General features: G+C 70.5%; 15 protein-coding genes. 2 read left to right on the top strand and 13 right to left on the bottom strand.

What is annotated here, in order from left to right; genetic code table 11:
- Positions 1-301: 301 nt before the first annotated feature.
- The 10 genes from HUT19_RS01775 to speB form a co-directional block, all read right to left on the bottom strand.
- Positions 302-1,549: a CdaR family transcriptional regulator gene (locus HUT19_RS01775; RefSeq protein ID WP_176178738.1), complete on the bottom strand. Its 1,248-nt coding sequence runs from the start codon at positions 1,547-1,549 to the stop codon at positions 302-304.
- 45 nt (positions 1,550-1,594) lie between these two features.
- A complete protein-coding gene (locus HUT19_RS01770; protein ID WP_176178737.1) occupies positions 1,595-3,010 on the bottom strand; it encodes an NAD(P)/FAD-dependent oxidoreductase in 1,416 nt (471 codons plus the stop codon).
- The gene (locus HUT19_RS01765; protein WP_176178736.1) at positions 3,003-4,763 is read right to left on the bottom strand and encodes a DUF3556 domain-containing protein; all 1,761 of its coding nucleotides are present in this window, start codon (positions 4,761-4,763) and stop codon (positions 3,003-3,005) included. The genes HUT19_RS01770 and HUT19_RS01765 overlap by 8 nt, the downstream gene beginning before the upstream one ends.
- Before the next feature lie 51 nt (positions 4,764-4,814).
- Positions 4,815-6,341, bottom strand: coding sequence for a class I adenylate-forming enzyme family protein (locus HUT19_RS01760; protein WP_176178735.1), 1,527 nt, complete (start codon positions 6,339-6,341; stop codon positions 4,815-4,817).
- Between the two features lie 759 nt (positions 6,342-7,100).
- The gene (locus HUT19_RS01755; protein WP_254885373.1) at positions 7,101-8,969 is read right to left on the bottom strand and encodes a ricin-type beta-trefoil lectin domain protein; all 1,869 of its coding nucleotides are present in this window, start codon (positions 8,967-8,969) and stop codon (positions 7,101-7,103) included.
- 1,659 nt (positions 8,970-10,628) lie between these two features.
- The gene (locus tag HUT19_RS01750) at positions 10,629-12,077 is read right to left on the bottom strand and encodes a gamma-aminobutyraldehyde dehydrogenase (RefSeq protein WP_176178734.1); all 1,449 of its coding nucleotides are present in this window, start codon (positions 12,075-12,077) and stop codon (positions 10,629-10,631) included.
- A gap of 61 nt (positions 12,078-12,138) precedes the next feature.
- Entirely contained in the window at positions 12,139-12,519 is a 381-nt protein-coding gene (locus HUT19_RS01745) for a nuclear transport factor 2 family protein (RefSeq protein ID WP_176178733.1), read from the bottom strand.
- 31 nt (positions 12,520-12,550) lie between these two features.
- The gene (locus HUT19_RS01740) at positions 12,551-13,195 is read right to left on the bottom strand and encodes a cyclase family protein (RefSeq protein WP_176178732.1); all 645 of its coding nucleotides are present in this window, start codon (positions 13,193-13,195) and stop codon (positions 12,551-12,553) included.
- A gap of 7 nt (positions 13,196-13,202) precedes the next feature.
- The gene (locus tag HUT19_RS01735; RefSeq protein ID WP_176178731.1) at positions 13,203-14,744 is read right to left on the bottom strand and encodes a cytosine permease; all 1,542 of its coding nucleotides are present in this window, start codon (positions 14,742-14,744) and stop codon (positions 13,203-13,205) included.
- On the bottom strand, positions 14,737-15,690 hold the full coding sequence (gene speB / locus HUT19_RS01730) for an agmatinase (protein ID WP_176178730.1): 954 nt from the start codon (positions 15,688-15,690) through the stop codon (positions 14,737-14,739). Before speB ends, HUT19_RS01735 begins: the two co-directional genes overlap by 8 nt.
- A 109-nt stretch (positions 15,691-15,799) precedes the next feature.
- Between speB and HUT19_RS01725 the strand changes: the two genes are divergently transcribed.
- Positions 15,800-17,260: a PucR family transcriptional regulator ligand-binding domain-containing protein gene (locus tag HUT19_RS01725; protein ID WP_217712230.1), complete on the top strand. Its 1,461-nt coding sequence runs from the start codon at positions 15,800-15,802 to the stop codon at positions 17,258-17,260.
- Positions 17,261-17,863: 603 nt separating this feature from the next.
- Positions 17,864-18,763 (top strand): glycoside hydrolase family 19 protein, encoded by a 900-nt coding sequence (locus tag HUT19_RS01720; RefSeq protein ID WP_176178728.1) that lies wholly within the window; start codon positions 17,864-17,866, stop codon positions 18,761-18,763.
- 276 nt (positions 18,764-19,039) lie between these two features.
- Here the strand turns inward: HUT19_RS01720 and HUT19_RS43885 are convergent, their stop codons facing one another.
- From HUT19_RS43885 to HUT19_RS01710, 3 genes are all read right to left on the bottom strand, one after another.
- Positions 19,040-19,165, bottom strand: a complete 126-nt coding sequence (locus HUT19_RS43885; protein WP_303331584.1) for a hypothetical protein — start codon at positions 19,163-19,165, stop codon at positions 19,040-19,042.
- A 306-nt stretch (positions 19,166-19,471) separates the two neighbouring features.
- Positions 19,472-20,470 (bottom strand): type I glyceraldehyde-3-phosphate dehydrogenase, encoded by a 999-nt coding sequence (gap, locus tag HUT19_RS01715; RefSeq protein ID WP_176178727.1) that lies wholly within the window; start codon positions 20,468-20,470, stop codon positions 19,472-19,474.
- 98 nt (positions 20,471-20,568) lie between these two features.
- Positions 20,569-21,525, bottom strand: coding sequence for a GlxA family transcriptional regulator (locus tag HUT19_RS01710; RefSeq protein WP_176178726.1), 957 nt, complete (start codon positions 21,523-21,525; stop codon positions 20,569-20,571).
- Positions 21,526-21,860 lie beyond the last annotated feature (335 nt).

Here is a 21,860-nt window from a genome sequence, read left to right as displayed (position 1 = left end):
GTCGAGTGAGCGGGGGCCGGGGCGGTGAGGACCAGATGTGCTCCGGCATGGGGGAGGCCGTCGATGAGGGCCTGGGCTTCGGGCCAGGGAGCGAGCGTGTGCTCGGTACGGGCGGTATGGCGGAACACCACCTTGCGCGCGGCGGCACCGGGATTCCGCTGGGCCACGACATCGCGCGTTCTGCGCGGACGCCGGGGCGATCTGCTGGTTCGAGGACCCGCGGGAACAGCCTCATGTAGGCAAGGCGGCCACCGGGCACACGCCTTCGTCCGAGCCCGCGGCGCCCGGCGTGCCGGACCCCTCATCCAGAGGCCCGCCGCAGCACGGTGGACCCGTGCCAGCGGCAGATGGCCAGGGCCAGCTGCAGCTCGAAGGTGTTGCCCTCCAGCGGTACGCCGTACTTCTCGACGGTCTGCTGGATGCGGTAGTGGACGGTGTTGCGGTGGACCGTGAGCAGCTCGGCGGTGGCGGCGTAACTGCGATGGGTCGCGAGGAAGATGCGCAGGGTCTCGCGCAGCGACTGCCGCCAGGGATCGTCGATGACCAGGCTGCCGAGGGTGTCGGCGACGAAGTCCGCCAGCTCGCCGGGCTCGTCGGCCAGCAAGGCCACGGGCGCCACCTCGGCGAAGGACACCACGGGCGGCGCGTCGTCTCCGGCCGCCAGGGCGAGGGTCTTCGCCCGGGAAGCGCCACGGATGCTGCGGCGGAAGCCGTCGAGTCCGGGACGCGGGTTGCCGATGGCCAGCCGCACCGGCAGCCGGGCGCGCACCAGCTCCAGCGCCACCGTCTCGGCGTCCACGGTCAGCCCTGCCTTCACCGGGAACCAGAAACGGACGTCCGTCTCGTCGGTGGGCACGACGAGCGGGTGTTCCCGCGCCTTGAAGACACGGCGCAACACGGTGCTCAACCGCTCCAGGATGGTCATCGCGTCGTACGGGTCGCTGGAGCGGTCCATCCAGCCCTCCACCGCGAGATGGGTGCCGGCCAGCCGGTAGCCGAGGGCGGCTTCCGCCTGGGTGAGATTGGGCGAGGGGTCCTGCAACAGCTGGGTCACCCAGTGCTGTCGCAGTACGCCCCTGCTGCTCACCCAGCGCTCGCGCTCCTCCTCGTACGCCCGGGCGACCTGTTCCGATACGCGGTCGATGTACGCCGCGGAGATGTCCATCAGGGAGATGACCACGCTCGTGCCGTTCTGGCCCGGCAGGTTCGCGGTTTCGCTCAGTGCCCTGTGCAGGAAGGCGGACGCTCCCAGCCGGTAGGCGCGCAGGAGGGCTGACATGGGGACGTCGCGCTGGGCGAGGTGGCGGGCGTACGAGATGGCCGACGGCGGCGCGTCCACGGTCCGCGGATCGATGCCGTTGCTCAGCACGTGCAGTCCCGCGACGACGTTCTCGGTGATGCTGGCGTGAAGCAGGCTGTGCAGCCGCTCGTCATGGTCGAGGACTGCGATCTCCTTCTCGGTGGCCTCGACCAGCTCCGCTATGAACGCGTCGCGATGGGGCAGCACGGCCGCCGCGATCCGGGCGACGGGATCCGTCGGCACGTCCATATCGGTGTCCTTTCGGCGCGGCGGCCTTCCTGCCGGTACGGCGGCTCAGCGGGCGAGGTACCGCAGAGCGGACCGCGCCGCGTGGTAACCGCCCATCCCGTGCGTGCCGGGGCCCGGTGGTGTGGCCGCCGAGCACAGGAAGACTCCGGGAACGCCGGTGCTGTACGGGTCCAGCGCCACCCGGGGCCGCAGTGTCAGCTGCCGTATCGTATTGGCCCCGGTGATGATGTCTCCGCCGGTGTAGTTCGGGTTGTACTGTGGCATTTCGGTTGTACTGCGGACGAACCTGCCCACGATGCGCTCCCGGAAACCGGGGGCGTACTGCTCGATCCGGTCCAGTATGGCGTCCGTCGCGTCGCCCGTGTAGCCGTGCGGGACGTGGGCGTACGCGTACACGGGATGGACATCGCCCGACGAGCGCCCCGGATCGGCGAGGTACTGCTGGGCGACCAGCACGAACGGGCGCTCTGGCATCCGGCCGCCGTGGGTATCCCGTTCGGCCTGTACGACCTCCTCGAGGGTGCCGCCGAGGTGCACCGTGCCCGCGCGGCGGCAGGAGGCATTGGTCCACGGCACCCCTCCCTCGACGGCCAGATCGATTTTGAACGCCCCCGGGCCGTGGCGGTAGCCCCGGTAGGCGCGCCGGACGCGGGCGGGCATGCGGTCCCCGCAGATGTCCACGGCGGCGCCCGGCCCGACATCGAGCAGGACGGTCCGTGCGGGGGCCAGCTCATCGAGCGAGCGCACCGTGATGCCTGTTTCGACCGTGCCGCCGAGCTCCTTGAGCAGGGCGGCCAGCGCCTCGGCCATCATCCGGGAACCTCCGCGGACGACCGGCCAGCCGTACCGGTGTCCGGCGGTGGTCAGCGCCAGCCCGATCGCCGAGCTGAAGGGGCCGGTCAGCGGATGGAAGGAGTGCGCCGCGACACCGGCGAACAGGGCACGCGCCTCCTCGGTGCGCCAGCGGCGGGCCAGGACGGTGGCGGGCTGGAGGGCCCGCAGCCCGAAGCGCACGAGGTGGACGGGGTGGGCCGGAACACGGACGAGCGGCCCCAGGAAATCCTCGGCCAGGGCGTCGAACCCCGCCGCCACCGGGCCGAAGAGCCGACTCCACGCCGGGCCGTCGGGACCGAGCCCGGCCGCCGTCCGCTCCACGGAGCGGACCATCACCCCGGCACGGCCCGAGTCCAGCGGATGTGCGAGGTCGACCTCGGGGAAGGCCCACTCCAGTCCGTACCGCTCGAGGCCGAGTGTGCTCAGATACGGCGAGGCGATGCCCATCGCGTGCACGGCGGAGCAGTGGTCGTGGAGTACTCCGGGCACGGTGAGCTCACTGCTCCGGGTCCCGCCGCCGATCTCCTCAGCGGCCTCCAGCACGGTAACGGACACACCCTGCCGCGCCAGGGCGACGGCGGCGCTCAGCCCGTTGGGGCCGGAGCCCACCACGATGGCGTCACTCATGGGCGGGCACCGCCTCGGCGCCCGCCGGGAGCGGGTCCCCGTCGACGCTCCGGACGGGAATCGCCGGATCGTCGTCGGCGAGCCAGGGCTGCCGCGACAGCATCTCCCTGACATCCACCAGGCCCTCCTCGATCCGACCGGTCGCCGCGTCCAGGATGCGATAGTGCTGCTGCTGCCGGTGGATGGGCTGGGACTCCAGGACGATGACGCGCAGTTCGCCTGCCGCGAATCCGCACCGCTCCTGGACCGCGTGCAGCAGCTGGGCGTTGTGCAGATGGCCCTCGCCGAAGTTCCAGCCGAGGACGGTGCCGGCCACGTATTCCCCGTCCCGCACGTCGTATTCGGCGATGTCGTCCACGGCCCGGGGGAGCAGTCCGTTCAGCGCCCGGCCGTGCGTGTGCATCGAGCGCCACGCCATTCCCTGATGCAGCATCAGCTCTGTCGTCTCCTCTCCGTACAACCCGGTGAGCTGGTCCTTCGGCGTACCTGCCGCCTTGACGATGTGGGAGTTGAGCTTCGCCTCGGAGCCCTTGCGGAAGCACCAGAGGCTGGTGGCCCAGTTCCCCGCGTAATAACGCATCGAGGGGAGGAACGACACCAGGTGCGGCTTCACGTTGCCCAGGGCCGGAACTCCTACCAGGCAGACCACAAGCAGCGCTGCGAGCAGCGGGGACTCGAGCCCGGACACTCCGACCCCGGCATAGTGGCCGAAGAGGAACAGTGCGGAGTAGATGAAGAAGATGTTCCACTCGAGCGGCACGCCCATCGGGAAGGTCGAGAGGATGTGCAGGTGGAAGACGACCATGATGGCCAGCGCGACGGTCGTGGTGATGCCGCCGTGGGAGAAGAGCAGCACCAGGGGCACCGAATACTCGATGACCGTGCCGCCGTGCGCCGCGAGAGCGGACACCCAGGAGGGGCGCAGATCGTCCGGGAAGCGGCGGTAGAGCCTGCGCTTGAACCACTTGCTGCGCTGGAGCGGGCTGTTGCTGAGCATGATGGCGCAGACGAAGGGGAAGTGGTGGTTCAGCTTGGATGTCGCGGCGCCCCACCACAGCCCGAGCATGACCAGCTTGAGCCCGATGAGCATGTCGGTGACAGGGAAGCAGAAGACCAGCAGGGTCAGCCCGTAGTGCTCGGCCCGGGCGGCCAGGAAAACCGTCTTGTCCCGCAGCCCCAGCAGCGCCAGCGCGACCACCAGCGGGACGAGGCGCAGGGGATCGATCAGGCCGGCCGTGTGCTCCCCGGAGGCCTGACCGGGGGAGCACAGGAGCCACACCGCCGAGGCCAGGACGGCCCCGTACAGCGCCGCATCGAGTACGGTGCGGCGCGTCCCGCGAGTGAGCGGAACGGCGTTCGGCCACGGGGGAAGCCGGACGGTACCGGGCCGGAGCCAGTGCAGAAACGCGCTGACGGGAGGGGCGAAACGCAGCGTCAGCGGTCCGGAGCCACAGCCGAACCCGAGCACTTCGTACAGCAGCGTCCAGACCACGATCTTCTGGTACGCGATCGGCTCGGTCCACCAGGACGCGAAATCGCCCACGGACCCGAGCCCCGGCGTGGCCGCGGTGACCGCGATACCGCCGAGTACATAGACCGCGATCTTCACGAGGTAGAGCACATACACCGCGCCCGGTGTGCCGAAGCCGTTCTCGGCCCAGTGCTGCGCGAGCGGGCGGATGCGTTGAAGATAGGGCCGTGACCGCCATTCCTTCATATGGACGTCGGCCAGATTCGGCGTGCGGAATCCCATGATGGGCCTGCCCTTCTCGCCGGTGCGGCGGGGGAGGAGGGAACGACCGGCTCAGGCGGCCGGGGAGGGGGAGGAGGTGACCTGGGTGCGGAGCGTGGGCTTGTCGATCTTGCCGACCGGGTTTTTGGGGAGGTGCTCCAGCGTGATGACGCGCTCCGGGAGCTTGTGCCGGGCCAGCACACGGCGGCAGTGCTCGACCAGCTCCTCCGGGGTGACGGTCGCGTCCGCCCGCAGAGAGACGAACGCGACGGGCACTTCGCCGAACACCGGGTGTGCGCCCCCGACCACGGCCGCTTCGAACACCTCCGGGTGGCCATGGAGGACCGACTCGATCTCCTTGGGGTAGATGTTCTCCCCACCGCGGATGATCACGTCCTTGATGCGGTCGACGAGCACCAGATAGCCGTCCTCGTCGAACCGGCCGACGTCGCCGGTGTGCAGCCATCCGTCGATGACCGTACGGGCCGTCTCCTCGGGCCGGTTGAGGTAACCGCGCATCACATTGGGGCCTCGCACGACCACTTCACCGGTGGACCCCGGCGGCAGCAGCCGACCGGACGCGTCCATCACGGCGACGTCCTGGCCGGGCATCGGCAGGCCGACCGTCCCCGGTTTGCGCGGCCCGTCGATGGGGTTCACCGTCGAGGCACAGGTGCCTTCCGACAGCCCGTACCCTTCCAGGACCGGGAAGCCGTACCGGCCCTCGATCCTCTCGATGAGCTCGGCCGGCATCGGCGCCGCACCGCACGCGGCGAATCGGACGGAGGAGGTGTCGGGCCGCTCCGACTCCGGCAGGGCCGCCAGCATCGCGTAGATCGCGGGCACGGCCGAGAAACAGGTGGGCCGCACCGCCTCCACGGTCCGGAAGAACGTCTCCGCCTTGAAGCGCCCGGCGATGGTGACCCGGCCCCCCACGAGCAGCGGTGACAGGACACCGACGACGATGCCGTTGACGTGGAAGAGGGGGAGGACCAGCAGGCTGTGCTCGTCCTCGCGCAGCCGTGATGTCTCGATCATCATCGTGGCCATCGCGGACAGATTGGCGTGGGAGAGGATGACACCCTTGGGCCGCCCGGTGGTGCCGCTGGTGTAGATCAGCAGCGCCGTGGCATCGGCATCGTCGCGCGTGTCGTCGGCCGGGGCGGCGAGGTCGGCGGACTCCTCCACGCCGCGGAGGAGTTCGTCGGTGCCGACGCGGTCCGCGCCCAGGCCCGGCCCGCCGTCCGTACCCGGTGCGTCGTCCGGATCCGGCGGCGTTTCATCCGGACGGATGACGACCCGCGCGGCGGAATCGGCGATCTGGTACGCGGCCTCGGTGGCGGTCAGCGCCGGGTTCACCGGTGTCACCGCAGCGCCGAGCCGCCAGGCCGCGAAGAGCGCGACCACGAGATCGACGCGGTTGGGCAGCATCACCGCCACCACATCGCCGCTCCTGATCCCGCGCCGCCGCAGGGACGCCGCCGCCGCGCGGACTCGTGTCAGGAATTCGGCATTGCTCAAGGACACCGTGTCGTCGGCGATGCACAAGGCGTCGGGGGCGTCCTGCGCCCGCAAGTCGGGCAGCAGCGCAAAGCGCATGTGGGCTCCTTAGTCGCAGCGCGTGTTCGGAAGCGGTGATGCCAGAGACTACGAACGCTCCCTGGCGCGGGCCCATGGGCGTGCGAGACGACTGCGTCGGCGCTTGTTGTGCGTCCCGCACAACAAGCGCCGACGCAGTCGGGGCCGTGCATGCCCTCGGTCGTGAGGGGTGACCGGGTGCCCTGTGCTCTGCTCGCGCCGATGAGAGGTCGTCGTGGAACGTCAGCCACCGATAGGTTCGCTCCACGGTCCACCGCTTGGGCAGGGGGAGTGAATCCCCTGCTCTGGGCTGCGTTGGACGACTTCCATGGTGATGCCAGAGCCCGCGGCAAGAGCGACCCCGACGACATGTGAAGTCCGTGTCTCGGGCCGCCCGCGGCTCGACGCAGGCTGGGCGTCTTCGCGGGCGAAGAGTTCGACGGTCGCTGTTCCGAGGCCGCCGGTCGCGCCCGTGATCAGCACGAGCTGGCCGTCGAGTCGTCCCGGATACCGCCCGTGGGCAGGTCCACGGCCGCCCACCAGGACATGTGCTGTCTGGACGGGGCACATCCGGGCAGCGCACCGAAGCCACCGGATCAGTGCATTTCCACCCGCTGGCGCCCCGCCACTGGCCAACCACAACAACGGGGAGGGCTCCGGCAGGCTGCACCCGCCGGAGCCCTCCCCGTCGAGATCAAGCGGTGAGCGCCAACGGCTGTTCCGTTCTCCCCCAAGGCTGGCCGGGCCAGCCGTGCGACCGTCCAGGCGGCCCGGTGGGATTCAGGGTTTCACCACGCTCCAGCGCTCGGCCGGGATGTCCTCGCACTTGTAGAGGCTGACCTTGCCCTGGTTGGCGTCGGGAGCCAGCAGGCACAGGTGGTTCGCCTCGTTGCGGAAGCGGATGGTCCCATTCGGGTAGCTCTCGGCCAGCCAGCGCTGGCCGGCCCCGTCAACTCCGCGGGCGTCGTCACACGTCTGGAGCACGGCATCTGTTTCCGTGCCGGCGTGCTCGTCCCGGCTGCCCAGGCACCAGTCGTCGCCGTCCATGCTCTGGAGCCGGACCAGGTTGTCGTCCGGGCTGATCCGCTGGACGTTCCAGCCGTAATACTGCCGCTCGTAGAGCAGCCAGAAGATCCACCACCACTTGGGCGGGGTGGGCCTGGTGTAGACGCCGGTCCCGGCGACTTTGCCGGCCCGCCACAGCCGGCCGCCTCCGAGCCACTCGGATTCGAGTCGCACGTTCTCGCTGGCCGTCTGCCAGTTCGAGGGGATGGACGAAGGACTGTCCCACCACCGCTGACCGGCTTCCTGGGTGCACGGTGCCGCGGTCACCGACGTGCCGGCCGGGGTCAGACAGATCCCGGGGACGGCCACGTTCTGCCAGCGTTGCGGTCCGCCGTTGTCTTCGTTCGGTGCCGGGTCGTCCTCAAGGTGGCTGACCGACCACTGCGATCGCGGATCGTCACAGTTGCCGGCGACGATCCGGGAGGACACGTCCCGGCGGGTGTCCGGCGCGACCGCGACGCAGTCTCCTGTGCGGACGTTCTGGAGGTAATGGGCGAGCGCGTCGGTGGTGTACATCCGGAAGGTCTGGTTGCTGTCGTAGCGGGCGTCCCCGATCGTGATCGAGCGGTCCGGATTCTCCTGCAGCAGGCTGCCGGTCGGTGTGGCCAGCACGGTGCTGTAAGCGTGGGACGGGCTCGGCGCCTGGGCCGGCGGCGATGTACGGGCGAACTCCACGGGCACGTGGTCGGAACTGGCGCCCCTCGGAATGGTCGCGGCGAACCCCGGCACGCCGTGCGTGATCGCGTAGTCCAGCTCGCTCGGGTTGTCGCCGTTGATGAACGTCGGCTGATGGGTGCGGACCAGGGTCTCGTCGGCGCGCAGATGCAGCGACCGGTCGCGGGCCTCGTCGTCGTCGCGGTTGAGGATGTTCACGTTGAAGTCGCCGACCATGACCCAGTTCCGGCGGTCCGTGGCCGCGAAGCGCCGGACCTCGTGGAGCAGTCCGGGCACGTCCCCGCCGCGGGCGTGCGTGTTCCAGTACCAGGTGTTGCCGAACCGCAGACCGAGCAGGGGGCGCGCCCGGTAGCGGTTGTTCGGGGCGTTCGGGTCAGGGTCGTAGGCCGGGTTCTCCAGCACGCGGACCTCATCGGCCCGGGAATCGGTGACCATCGCCAGGTTCATCTGGCCGCCGTCCCACGTGTCCTGGCCCGTATCGCCGACCCTGCGAGGGTCGGTCTGCAGGAAGTACACGTAGCGGTGGCTACCGTCGCGGCCAACCGGCCAGGTCACCTGTGTGACGGAACCGGGAAAGGGAGGGCGGGCGGGATTGAGCCGGATCTGCCGGAAGTTGCTCCGGTTGATGTTCTCCGGCAGGGGCGGCCCGCTGCCGGCTTCCTGCAGTGCCACCACCGGGTGGTTCGCGGTCAGCCGCTCGATCTCCGACCGCCAGGCCAGACCGTTGTCGGAGCCGTGCATGTTGTACGTGGCGAACGGTGAACTGCCGTCGTTGTTCACGGCCCGCGCCGCCGTGGCGGTCAGTGTCACGTTCGTGACCAGTGCCGCCAGCACGGTCAGAACGGTGACCACGGCGGCGATCCCCCGCCGTCGACGGTACCGCGTCGTCAGATGGGTGTCCCTCGTCAATGATCCGTCCTTTCACGTCGTCCCCGTGCCAAGCAGCCCGGGGGACCGCTAAGGCGTCGGACTCCCGGTGGCGGCACCGGGCTGTCGTACCAGCGGCGGCCGACCGGCCGCCCACGCCAGGAAGGGCGGCCCGGAATTCGGCAGCGGTCGCCCCGCGCGACCGCCCTGGCGGGCCGGCACGTCGCCGCACCACGGTGGTGAGCATGTCGATCCATGGCATGAGCGGTCCTTCCGGTCGATGTAGGCGGTGCGACCTGTGGTGCCTGCCGACGGCACCGCCTGGCGTCGCCAGGCGCCTGCGTCTCGGAACACGTCGGAACCTCCTGGGTTCGGGTGGACGCTCGCTCCTCGCATCGGTGGTCGTCCGATCTGCGGCGGGTCCGGAGTGCGGAGCACGCTGGGCGCACGATCCGACACGGGTGTTCCGCACACCACGGGTTTTCCGCACACCCCCATCTCGCGACGGGACGTATGTGCCTTTCCAGCAGCTCCCCTCGCGGCCGCACGCCTTGGCATCGCGTTCAGCCCCTCGTCACCAGGGCCCAGCCGATCGTCCCTGCGGTCGAATCCACCTCAGATGGTCCTCCTGGACCGCCTCGCCCCGCTGGTATCTCCCGGCACTTGACTCAAAGTGGGCGGGCAACGTCGTCTGTCACGACGAGTCTCAGCCCCGCGCTCCGGGAGCCATGCGAACACCGTGGTCGGGGAGGGCTTCGACGGGCTCGCCCTGGCCGTGACGATCTGGTCCCGGCGCCGAACTCTCCGACATGGGGGTATCGATGTTGGTGATCACGGCGATGGAGGGGGGAGCGAGGGGGGTCAGGTCGCGGATGTGGCCTAAGTGCCGGGCCGCGGGCACACCGACAGGGCGGTTGCCAGGACCGCGACGGCGCCGACAGAGATCAGCACGGCCACCGGTTACGTCGCGGCCGCCGGGCAGCAAGCCACCGACCCTCGACCGCGGGGCTCGAGGCGGGACTTCGGGCGAGCACACGAGGTGATCTCGGAGATCTACAGGGATACGAGCCGACCGAGACCTCACCGGTGGTCGCCTACAACCAGCCAGAAAGCGTGGCGTGCAAGCCCGGCACCGTGGGACGCCCGGTCTGGGGCGTCCGGGGCGGAGACAGATGCTGCCGGTGTGGAGGACCGCGTCGAACGGCCGCCCGCCCGGGAGGTGGGTGAGATCGTCCTCCGCGGTCACGACGTGATGGGCCGATGCCTCAACCAGCCGGAGGCCACCGCCGAGGTGCTGGTCGACGAGTGGTTCCGCTCCGTTGACCTGGGAGTCCCGTCGGCCTGGGAGCCAAGGACACCGAGCGGTGTCCGTACGGCGAAGAGGCGCGTGCCGTGGTGCAGAGGCCTCCCGGCACGGCGCCGGACGCGGACTCACCGCGCGGACGGTGGTGTGGAGCGAGTCGCCGCGTACCCGTACCCGACGTCCGGTGGAGTTTCCCAACGCGCTCCCGCCGGGCCCCGGCTGAAAGGTCCTGAGCGGTGAGAGCCGGCCGCCCGGTTCGCGGACCGCCGGGGGTCTGTCGGGCGGCCAGTCCGACGGCTGGAGGGCCGGGGGAACGGCCACGGGGTGAGCCGCCATCGCCTCGCCCCGCGTACGCGGGGCGAGCACGGCAGGCTCGGGCGAGCCTGCCGTGCGGGTGCTCACATCGCCGTCATGACGTGCTTGATCCGGGTGTAGTCCTCGAAGCCGTACGCGGAGAGGTCCTTGCCGTAGCCGGACTTCTTGTAGCCGCCGTGCGGCATCTCGGCGACGAGGGTCATATGGGTGTTGATCCATACGCATCCGAAGTCCAGGGCCTTGGACATCCGAATGGCCCGCGCGTGGTCCTTCGTCCACACCGACGAGGCGAGCGCGTACTCGACGCCGTTGGCGTAGGCCACGGCCTGATCCTCGTCCGTGAAGGACTGGACGGTGATGACCGGGCCGAAGACCTCGTTCTGCACGATCTCGTCGTCCTGCTTGAGCCCCGAGACCACGGTGGGTGCGTAGAAGAAGCCCTTGTCGCCGACCCGGTGGCCACCCGCCTCGATCTTCGCATGCGCGGGCAGCCGCTCGATGAAGCCGGAGACCTGCGCAAGCTGGTTGGCGTTGTTGAGCGGGCCGTAGAGCACATCCTCGTCGTCGATGCCACCACCGGTCTTCGTGGTGGCGGCCGCCTTGGCCAGGGCCGCGACGAACTCGTCGTGGACCGACTCGTGGACCAGCACCCGCGTGGCCGCCGTACAGTCCTGGCCCGCGTTGAAAAAGCCCCCGACGGAGATGCCCTCCACCGCCGCGGCGATGTCGGCGTCCTCGAACACCACCGCGGGGGCCTTGCCGCCCAGTTCGAGGTGGACGCGCTTGACGTCCTTCGACGCGGACGCGGCGACCTGCATGCCCGCGCGGACCGAACCGGTGATGGCCGCCATCACCGGGGTGGGGTGCTCGACCATCAGCCGACCGGTCTCGCGGTCTCCGCACACCACGTTGAAGATCCCGGCCGGGAGGCCCATCTCCTTCACGATGCCGCCGATGATGCCCGCGAGCAGCACGGTGGATGCCGGAGTGGTGTCGGAGGGCTTGAGAACGACCGTGTTTCCCGCGGCGATAGCCGGGGCGAACTTCCACACGCCCATCATCAGCGGGTAGTTCCACGGTGCGACCTGGGCGCAGACGCCGACCGGCTCCCGCCTGATGATCGATGTCATCCCCGCCATGTACTCGCCCGCAGACCTTCCCTCCAGCATCCGCGCGGCACCAGCGAAGAACCGGAGCTGGTCGACGATGGGTGCGATCTCCTCCGTGAGGGTCAGAGCGCGCGGCTTGCCGGTGTTCCGGCACTCCGCGTCCGCGATCTCCTCCGCCCGGGACTCCACCGCGTCCGCGATCTTCAGCATCAGCTTCTGCCGAGTGGACGGCGTGGCATCGCGCCAGAGGGGGAAGGCCGCCGCCGCGGCGGCCATCGCGGCGTTCACGTCGGTGGCGCCCGAGAGGGGTGAGTGTGCGTACACCTCGCCCGTGCCGGGGTCGGTCACCTCCAGGCGGCGTCCGTCGGCCGCGTCGACATATTCGCCGTTGATGTAGTTGCGCAGCGCGCGAAGCTCGCTCATCGGAGTTCTCCTTCGTGGATGCCCCGGCCTTCAGGCCGGGGAGGGCGTCCCTGGTGGTGGCTTACGCCGCCGAGAGGTGTTCGTGTACGGCGAGCCAGCGGCCGGAGTCCCGGCGGCGGAATACGATCGTCTCGCGCTCGTGGAGGGTCTCCTCACCGGCCGTGGTGCTGACCGTGGTCTCGACCCGGTGGCTGAACACAGCGGTTTCACCGAGGAGTTGGATGAGCTGATCGGTGGATGTGCAGGCCAGGACACGGAAGTCGTCCTCGGTCACCCAGCGGTCCCACAGGGCGCGGTAGTCCGCGGTGGAGGTGAGACGTTCGGGGGTGGTGTGGAAGACGAACGTCGCGTCGGGCGCGAACATCGCGAAGTAGTCGTCGAGGCGGCCTTCGCCGAACGCGGACACCAGGGCATCGGCGGCCTTCAGGACCTCGTCGTTCATCGGTGGTGCTCCTTGCGGGTTTCGGAGTGGTTCAGCCGACGCGGGCCACGGCGCGCACCGGGGCGCCATCGGCGGAGGGCAGCCGCAGCGGCAGCAGGGAGACCTCGATGGGCTCCCCGGCCGTCTGCGCGTCCAGCAGCGGGGCGAGACCGGTGAGGTTCTCGGCGATGACGGCGTGGGCGCCGCACAGCACCCGGTGGGCGGGGAAGTCGTCGGCGGGGGTGGCATCGACGCTCAGCGCGTCGATGCCGACGGTGCGCACCCCGGCGGCCACCAGGAGTTCGGCGGCTTCCCGGGTCAGATACGGGTGGGTGAGGTAGTCGTCCGTGCCCCAGTGGCGCGACCACCCGGTGGCGATGAGCACGATCGCCCCGGCCCGCGGCATCCCTTCGAACAGGGACGGTCCGAGCGGCGAGCGGGGCCGCGCGCCGCGGGCGTCCACCACGACGGCCTCGCCCCAGAAGCGCTCCAGGGGCAACTGGTCCAGGGTCGGCAGCGCCTCGTCGATGTGGAACGGCGCGTCGACATGGGTGCCGGACTGCGAGCCCATGTCCAGGTGCAGGACGTTCACACCGTCGGCGGCGACACTCAGCGCGGGGGCGATGGCGACCTGCGGATCGCCGGGGTACACCGGCATCCCGGTGGCGATCTCCACGGAGAGGTCGATCAGGCGCACGACGCCCTCACACTCCTTCCGCCGCCGCGACCACGGGCGCGCCGGTCTCCGTCGTGATCGGCGGAACGGGCGTGTCCGAGGCGCGGACCAGGCGCGGCCCCTCGGGCCCGTAGACCTCGCGCGGCTCGGGGAAGATCCACAGCAGCGCCATGTAGACGAGCGCGGCGGTGCCCAGCCCGACCGGCAGCGAGAGGTCGACGCCGTCGGCCAGGTCGCCGAGCGGGCCGACGAACTGCCCCGGCACATTGACGAACGTCAGGGCGAGCAGCGCGGAGATCAGCCAGGCGCCCATGCCACGCCAGTTCCAGCCGTGGTTGAACCAGTAGCGGCCGCCGCGCTGGCGCCGGTTGAACACCTGGAGCGAGTCGGGGTCGTACCAGCCGCGGCGCGTCAGGAAGCCGAGCATCATGATCACCATCCAGGGGGCGGTACAGGTGATGATCAGCGTCGCGAAGGTGGAGATGGACTGCGACAGGTTGGCGGCGAAGCGGCCGAGGAAGATGAACCCGGTGGAGAGCACCCCGACGAACAGCGTCGCCTGCACCCGGCTGAACCGGGTGAACACGCTGGAGAAGTCCAGGCCGGTGCCGTAGAGCGAGGTGGTGCCGGTGGACAGGCCGCCGATGAGCGCGATCAGGCACACGGGCAGGAAGTACCAGCCGGGTGCCACGGCCAGCAGCCCGCCGACGTAGTTCGGGGCGCTCGCGTCCATGTACGTGGCCGCCTTCTGCGCGATGATCGAGGCGGTGGCCAGGCCGAAGAAGAACGGCAGGATGGTGGCGGCCTGCGAGGCGAACGCCGCCGTGATGACCTTGCGGCGCGGGGTGTCGGCCGGGATGTAGCGCGCCCAGTCGCCGAGGAAGGCGCCGAACGACACAGGATTGGACAGCACGATCAGCGCCGAGCCGATGAACGCGGGCCAGAAGCCCACCGAGGACGACGAGGGGAACACGCCCTGGTAGCCGGAGTCGAAGTCCCCGGCGAAGGCGAAGAGGCCGAGGACGAACAGCGCCGAGGCGGCCACCACCGCGATCTTGTTGACGAAGAGCATGAACCGGAACCCGTACACGCACACCGTCAGCACCAGCAGCGCGAAAATCCCGTACGCGACAGCGAACACGCCGTCGTTCTGCGGTACGCCCATCAGCCGGTGCGCACCGCCGACGAGCGCGTCGCCGGAGGACCACACCGAGATCGAGAAGAACGCGATGGCGGTGAGCAGTGACAGGAAGGAGCCGACGATCCGTCCGTGCACTCCCAGGTGCGCAGAGGAGGAGACCGCGTTGTTGGTGCCGTTGCGCGGGCCGAACACCGCCAGCGGCGCGAGGATCGCCGCACCGGCCACCAGGCCGAGCACGGTGGCCGCGAGGCCCTGCCAGAAGGAGAGTCCGAACAGGATCGGGAAAGCGCCGAGCACGCAGGTGGCGAAGGTGTTGGCACCGCCGAAGGCGACCCGGAACAGGTCGAGGGGGGTCGCGGTGCGGTCCGCGTCAGGGATGCGTTCGATGCCGTACTGCTCGACCTCGGTCAGAGCCGGGGAGTCAGTCATCGGAGTTCTCCTTGAGCGCGAGCAGGCTGATCAGGTCGTAGGCGACGTGTGAGGCCGCCACGGAGGTGAGCTCGGCGTGGTCGTAGGCGGGCGCCACCTCCACGACGTCCGCGCCGACCAGGCGGCTGCCGGCCAGGCCACGCAGGATCTCCAGAAGTTCCCGGGAGGTCAGGCCGCCCGCCTCCGGGGTGCCCGTGCCGGGGGCGTGGGCCGGGTCGAGGCAGTCGATGTCGATGGAGATGTACAGCGGCCGGTCCCCGATGCGCTGGCGCAGCTGGTCGGCGACTTCGTCGGCGCCGCGCCGGTAGACATCGGCGGAGGTGACGATGCCGAAGCCCAGCTTCTCGTCGTCGGTGAGGTCCTGCTTGCCGTACAGCGGGCCGCGGGTGCCGACGTGCGAGAGGGCGGAGGTGTCGAGGATGCCCTCCTCCACGGCCCGGCGGAACGGGGTGCCGTGCGTGTACTCGGCGCCGAAGTAGGTGTCCCAGGTGTCCAGGTGGGCGTCGAAGTGCAGCACCGCGACCGGGCCGTACCGCCTGGCGGCCGCGCGCAGCAGCGGCAGGGCGATGGTGTGGTCGCCGCCGATGGTGACCAGGCGGGTGCCGTCGGCCTGGAGGCCGTTCGCGGCGTCCTCGATGGTCTCGATGGCCTCGTTGATGTGGAAGGGGTTGACGGCGATGTCCCCGGCGTCGGCCACCTGCTGGGTAGCGAACGGCGACACGTCGAGGCCCGGGTGGTAGGGGCGCAGCAGCCGGCTGGCCTCGCGGACCGCCGAGGGTCCGAAGCGGGCACCGGGCCGGTAGGAGACGCCGGTATCGAACGGGACGCCGACCACGGCCACGTCGGCGCGGGCGACCTCGTCCAGGCGCGGCAGCCGGGCGAAGGTGGCGGGCCCCGCGAAGCGCGGGATCCGGGAGGAGTCGACAGGCCCTCGGGGTTCGGTCATCTCGGGCAATCCCTTCACACGTGCGGCCGGTGCGGTCCGGTCGCAGGAGTGTGCCCAGCGCGGTGACCACGCGACAATCGTCATGGCAACAAATAGCTACGCTGTCTTTGTGGCAGAGAACAAAAAGCAGCGGGTGACCGTCGGAGACCTGTTGTCGTACCCGGCGCTGCAACTGCGCCTGCTCGCGGGCGACGCCGGCCTGCACCGTTCCGTCTCCTGGGCTCATGTCAGCGAGCTGGACGATCCCACCCCCTGGCTGCTCGGCTCCGAGATGATCATGACGACCGGGATCGCGGTGCCCCGCTCGGCCGCTGGTCAGCGGGCCTATCTGGAGCGGCTCGACGACGCGGGAGTCGCCGCCCTAGCCGTCTCCGCGCAGCTGCGGATGCCTCCGCTGCGCCAGGCGTTCATCGACGCCGCCGAGGAGCGCGGCATGCCGGTCCTCGAGGTCCCGCTGGCCGTGCCCTTCATCGCGGTGGCGCAGGAGGTCGCCGCCGCGGTCCAGGAGGACGCCCGCCACCGGCTGGGCGCACAGCTCCAGGTCTTCGGGGCGCTGCGCTGGCTGGCGGCGGAGAATCTGGACACCGCGACGCTGTTCAGCCGCCTGGAGAAGCTGTCGGGGTACGACATCTACCTGTGCACCCCGCAAGGCCGCCCCCTGCTGCCCGGTGTGCCCGCGCCCGCGCCGTCCGTGATCCCGGGCTCGGCGGATGCCCCGCCGACCATCCCGGGCGGATTCGCCCTCCCGGTGCCATCGCCCGGTGGTGCGGCGGGCTTTCTCATCGCGTTCGGGCGGGAGGGCGCGCGCCCGGCGGGGCTCGCCGTGGTTCAGCACATCGCCACGGTGGCCGCTCTTCAGCTCGCCATGGTCCGCACCCAGCGCGAGGCACTGCGGCGTGAGGGCGCGGAGATCCTCGCCGAGCTGCTGCAGGGCGCGCTCGACCCCGCCGTCGCCCGGCGCCATCTGCACCGGCGCTCCATCGAGGGCGAGACCGTCCTGGCGGTGATCAGGGGCGTCACTGAGGACGCGGTCCTGCGAGCGCTGGAGGACGAGCCGTATCTCCTGCTCAACCGCGGCGAGGACCGCTACCTTCTCGGCTCGCCCCGGCTGGGCGACGCGGTCGCGGCCCTCCCCGGCGTCGCCGCCGGGGTGAGCCGCCCCTTCAGCCCCGGTGCCTCCCTGCGGATCGCGCAGCGCGAGGCCCTGTGGGCGGCCTCCCACGCCGCCGCGAGCGGGCGGGCGCTCGTGCGGTACGGCGACGACGCCACCGGCCGCTGGCTCCCCGACGACCCCGCCGCGCTCACCTCGCTGGTCGACCACGTACTGGGCGAGGCGCTGCGCTACGACGCCGGTCACGGCTCCCGGCTCCTGCCCTCGGTCCGCACCTGGATGGAACGCGACCGCCGTACGGACGAGGCCGCCGCGGCGCTCCATGTCCACCCCAACACGCTCTCCTACCGGCTGCGCCGCTTCAGCGGGATCACCGGCCGCGATCTCTCCTCCACCAGCGCGTTCGCCGAGGTCTGGCTGGCGATCCGGGCCGCGGGACAGCTCGGGCTGCTCGACTGAGCGGCAGGGGGCGACGGCGGCTGCCCCGCTGCGCACCGCCGGTGGGCGCGGCCGGGGACCCGTCCCGTGCGGAGGCCGTCGGTGTCTGTGACTGCGGCGATGTCAGGCCGCACCGGGCGAGCGGGTGCTTCCTCTCGACCACGGACGTCGTGCTGTCCGAGGCGACCACGACCCGGCGTCCCCGCCACTCCACGCCGAGTTCGTCCAGCTTCCGGCGCTGGAACGACTCGCCCTGACCGATCGATGCGTTCCGGCAGGTCACCTCGGGTGGTGGTGTGTGGGGCCGCGGTCAGGGCGTGACGTTCACGACCGGCAGGTGTCGGCTCAGGACCTGTGTGATGTCGTGATCAATCTTGCCGATCCGGATCCGCCTTCGACGGCGGATCCGGGCTGTGCCGTCGCGGCGTCGCTGCCGCCCTTCCGGACGTACGACGGCCCGGCCCCGATGTGACATGGGTGGGACGTGCGCCGCGTCGCATGTCCGCTTCCTCCAGCGTCCCTCCGCGGTGCTCATCGCCGTAAAAAAGACTTGGTCTAGACCTTGACTGGTATAGACCAAAGCGGTTGAGTGCCCTCAGGACTCCGCAAGAAGGAGATGGTGGTATGAGGAAGAGACGTGTCACGGCAGTGTTCGCCACGCTGGCGGCGGTATGCGCGGTGATTGTCATGCCTATGACTTCAGCCTCGGCGGCCGGGACGGCCGCCGGCGCAGCCTGTAGCTATCCGGACTGGGCCGCGGGCAGGTGGTATGTGACCGGCGACATCGTCCGGTACACCGACGGCAAGTACTACCGCGCCGAGCACGACAACCCGGGCTATGACCCGGTGATCAGCACCTGGTACTGGGAGCCGTTCGACTGCGGCTCCGGCACGCCCAACCCGAGCGGCTTCGTCGTGAGCGAGGCGCAGTTCAACCGGATGTTCCCGAGCCGGAATGCGTTCTACAGCTATCAGGGCCTGACCGCCGCCCTGAGCGCCTACCCCGGCTTCGCGAACACCGGCAGCGACACCGTCAAGAAGCAGGAGGCGGCCGCTTTCCTGGCCAACGTCAGCCATGAGACCGGCGGTCTGGTCCACATCGTGGAGCAGAACACCTCCAACTACCCGCACTACTGCGACTGGAGCCAGCCCTACGGCTGTCCCGCGGGCCAGGCGGCGTACTACGGCCGGGGGCCGATCCAGCTCAGCTGGAACTTCAACTACAAGGCCGCGGGTGATGCCCTCGGCATCGATCTGCTGCACAACCCGTGGCTGGTGGAGAACGACTCCGCGGTCTCCTGGAAGACCGCCCTGTGGTACTGGAACACCCAGACCGGGCCGGGCACGATGACCCCGCACGACGCCATGGTCAACCAGCGCGGCTTCGGTGAGACCATCCGCAGCATCAACGGCAGCCTGGAGTGCAACGGCGGCAACCCCGGCCAGGTGCAGAGCAGGATCGACGCGTACCAGAGGTTCGTCCAGATACTCGGTACCACCCCCGGCTCCAACCTGAGTTGCTGACCGGCGGAAAACGAGGTGCGTCGGCGGGGCGCCCGCGCGAGCCTGAGCGCATGGCGTGGACGGCGGCGTACGACTTCGGGACGTTCCCGGCCGTGGCGGGCGCCTTTTGCGCGCCCGCCCGGTTCAGCACACCCGCCCTGCCGCGACGGTCGCCTCCTCGCTGGCGGCGGCGCGCAGCGACCGTACGGGGAACGGCCGCCCTTCTTCGGCTGGTGGCGGCGGGCGCGGCGGCAGCGGCGGACGGGGCCGGGGAGGGGACGTTCTGCGCACCCCGCGCTATCCGCCGCCGCTCTCGCCGATGTCCGGCGACGCCGCATCGATGCCCGCTTCTCCCTGGACGGCGAACACCTGGCCCGGCCGGTGGGCCCGTCGCAGGGCGAGACCGACTACTCGCTGGTCCACGCGTCCCCGCACCCCACCGTCGTGTCAGCCCTGGCCACCGCCCGCCCGGGCGTCGCGGGTTACGACGGCCTCCCGACGGGACCGTGACCGCCCGCTACTGAGGTGTGCCGCGCAAACCCGTTGGGGTCGGCCCCGGATCCATCGCCTGGCGTGGGCGTTGAGTTGACGGGTGGCCAGGGCCGTGGGTTGGGTGATGCCGTCGGGGTTGGCGAAGGACGCGCCGGAGAGAGGGCCTTCGTCTGAAGGTTCCGGAACCCCGGGCGGACTCCGGCCGGAGTGAGCTTGTTCGGCCGCCCCGGCGTCCGGTCAGCGGGTGGCGAGCAACTCGAGCGTGTCGATCACGCGGTTCGAGAAGCCCCACTCGTTGTCGTACCACGCGACCACCTTGACGTGGCGGCCATCGACGCGGGTGAGGGCCGAGTCAAAGATCGACGAGGTCGGATTGCCCGTGATGTCGGACGACACGAGCGGGTCTTCCGAGTACTCGAGGATTCCGGCGAGAGGGCCCTCCGCCGCGGCGCGGTACGCCGCCAGCACGTCGTCGCGCGTCACGTCGCGCGCGACGGTCGTGTTGAGTTCGACGATCGAGCCCACCGGCACCGGTACGCGGATCGAGTCGCCCGACAGCTTGCCGTCGAGGTTCGGCAGCACCAGGCCGATCGCTTTGGCGGCGCCGGTCGTGGTCGGCACGATGTTGACGCCGGCGGCCCGGGCGCGACGGGCGTCGCGGTGCGGACCGTCCTGCAGGTTCTGCTCCTGCGTGTAGGCGTGCACTGTCGTCATGAACCCGTGCTCGATACCGGCGAGTTCGTCGAGGACCGCGGCCAGCGGCGCGAGCGCGTTGGTGGTGCAGGAGGCGTTCGAGACGATCGTGTGCATGGCCGGGTCGTAGGCGTCGGTGTTGACCCCCCACGCGAGTGTGACGTCGGCGCCGTCTGATGGCGCGCTGACGAGTACCTTCCTCGCGCCCGCGTCGAGGTGGGCACGGGCGGCCTTGGCCGAGGTGAAGCGGCCGGTGGCTTCCAGGACGACGTCGACGCCGAGTTCGGTCCACGGCAGCTGCGCCGGCTCTCGCTCGGCCAGCACCGTGATCCGACGGCCGTCGACGACGAGGGCGTCCCCGTCGACGGTCACCGGGCGTCCGAGTCGGCCGGCCGTGCTGTCGTAGGCGAGCAGCCGGGCGAGAGCGGCGGGCTCCGTCAGGTCGTTGACGGCGACGATCTGGAGGGCGCTGTCGCGTTCGAGCAGTGCCCGCAGCACATTGCGTCCGATGCGGCCGAATCCGTTGATGGCGATGCGAGTCATGAGTGATGTCCCTTCTCTTCGCCATCAGGCTCGCCCGCGGCTCGCACCGCTGACAGTGGCGGAATCGCCATGGTTCAAAAGGATCCCGCCACGCGCTGCTACGTGCCCCGGGTGAAGGTACGCCGGTACTCGCTCGGTGTGGTGCCGAGGATGTGCTGGAAGTGCAGACGCAGGTTCGCGCCGGTGCCGAGCCCGACGTCGGTGGCGATCTGTTCCACGCTGCGCTGCGACCGCTCAAGCAGTTCGCGGGCCAGGTCGATGCGGGCGCGCATCACCCACTGCATCGGCGTGTAGCCGGTCTCCTCGACGAAGCGCCGGGAGAACGTGCGCGGCGAGACCTCGGCCTGCCGCGCCAGTATGTCGAGGGTGAGGGGCTCGCCGAGCCGGTGCAGCGCCCACTCGCGGGTGGCGGCGAACCGCTCGCCGAGCGGTTCCGGCACGCTGCGCGGCACGTACTGCATCTGACCGCCGCTGCGGTAGGGGGCCGCGACCAGACGCCGGGCCGCGTGGTTGGACGCGGCCACCCCGAGGTCGCCGCGCAGGATGTGCAGGCACAGGTCGATGCCGGAGGCGGCGCCGGCCGAGGTGAGCACGCTGCCCTCATCGACGAACAGCACGTTCTCGTCGACCTGGATGAGCGGGTGCCTGGCCACGAGTGCCCGCGTGTAGTGCCAGTGCGTCGTGGCGCGCCTGCCGTCGAGCAGGCCCGTGGCGGCGAGTGCGAAGGCGCCCGTCGAGATGGCGGCGAGCCGCGCGCCCCGAGCGTGGGCGGCGATCAGTGCGTCGACGACGGCCTGCGGCGGGTCATCGCGGTCCGGGAACCGGTAGCCGGGGACGAAGACGATGTCGGCCCACGCAAGCGCGTCGAGGCCGTGGGCGACGTCGTACGACAGGCCATCGCCGCCGGTCACGAGACCGGGTGTCGCCCCGCACACCCGCACCTCGTACGGCATGCTCACGCGGGTGGAGAAAACCTGTGCGGGAATTCCGACATCGAGCGGCTTCGCGCCCTCGAGCACAAGGACGGCGACGCGATACAGGCGGGAGGTTGGCACGGAAAAGAGATTACGTGAGGCGTGACTTCGATACGCCCACTGCGCGGACGGGGCAAGGTAAGCGGCATCCAGTCCTCACACGACGAGCTTGTGGCGGAGATGGCCTCCACGGGTCGGCCTGTGGCAGGTGTCCGGACTGCTTGCGTCGGGCGAAATGGGGGTGCACAGCCCGTATCAACGTCGCTTCGCCGAGCGGCCTGTAGGTTCCCGGCAGATGGTGCAGGAGCGGCCCGATGCCGCCGGGCCGGTCCTCCTGCATGAGGTGCCGCTGTTCCGTTGGTTCCCACGGCCGTTGACCGTCCGCTGGCGGGGGCCCGGACGGCCGTCCGGGCCCC

It is taken from the genome of Streptomyces sp. NA02950 (assembly GCF_013364155.1).
Taxonomy (GTDB): domain Bacteria; phylum Actinomycetota; class Actinomycetes; order Streptomycetales; family Streptomycetaceae; genus Streptomyces.
Note: the sequence above shows the minus strand (reverse complement) of the source record. Positions and strands in the feature narration are given on the sequence as shown.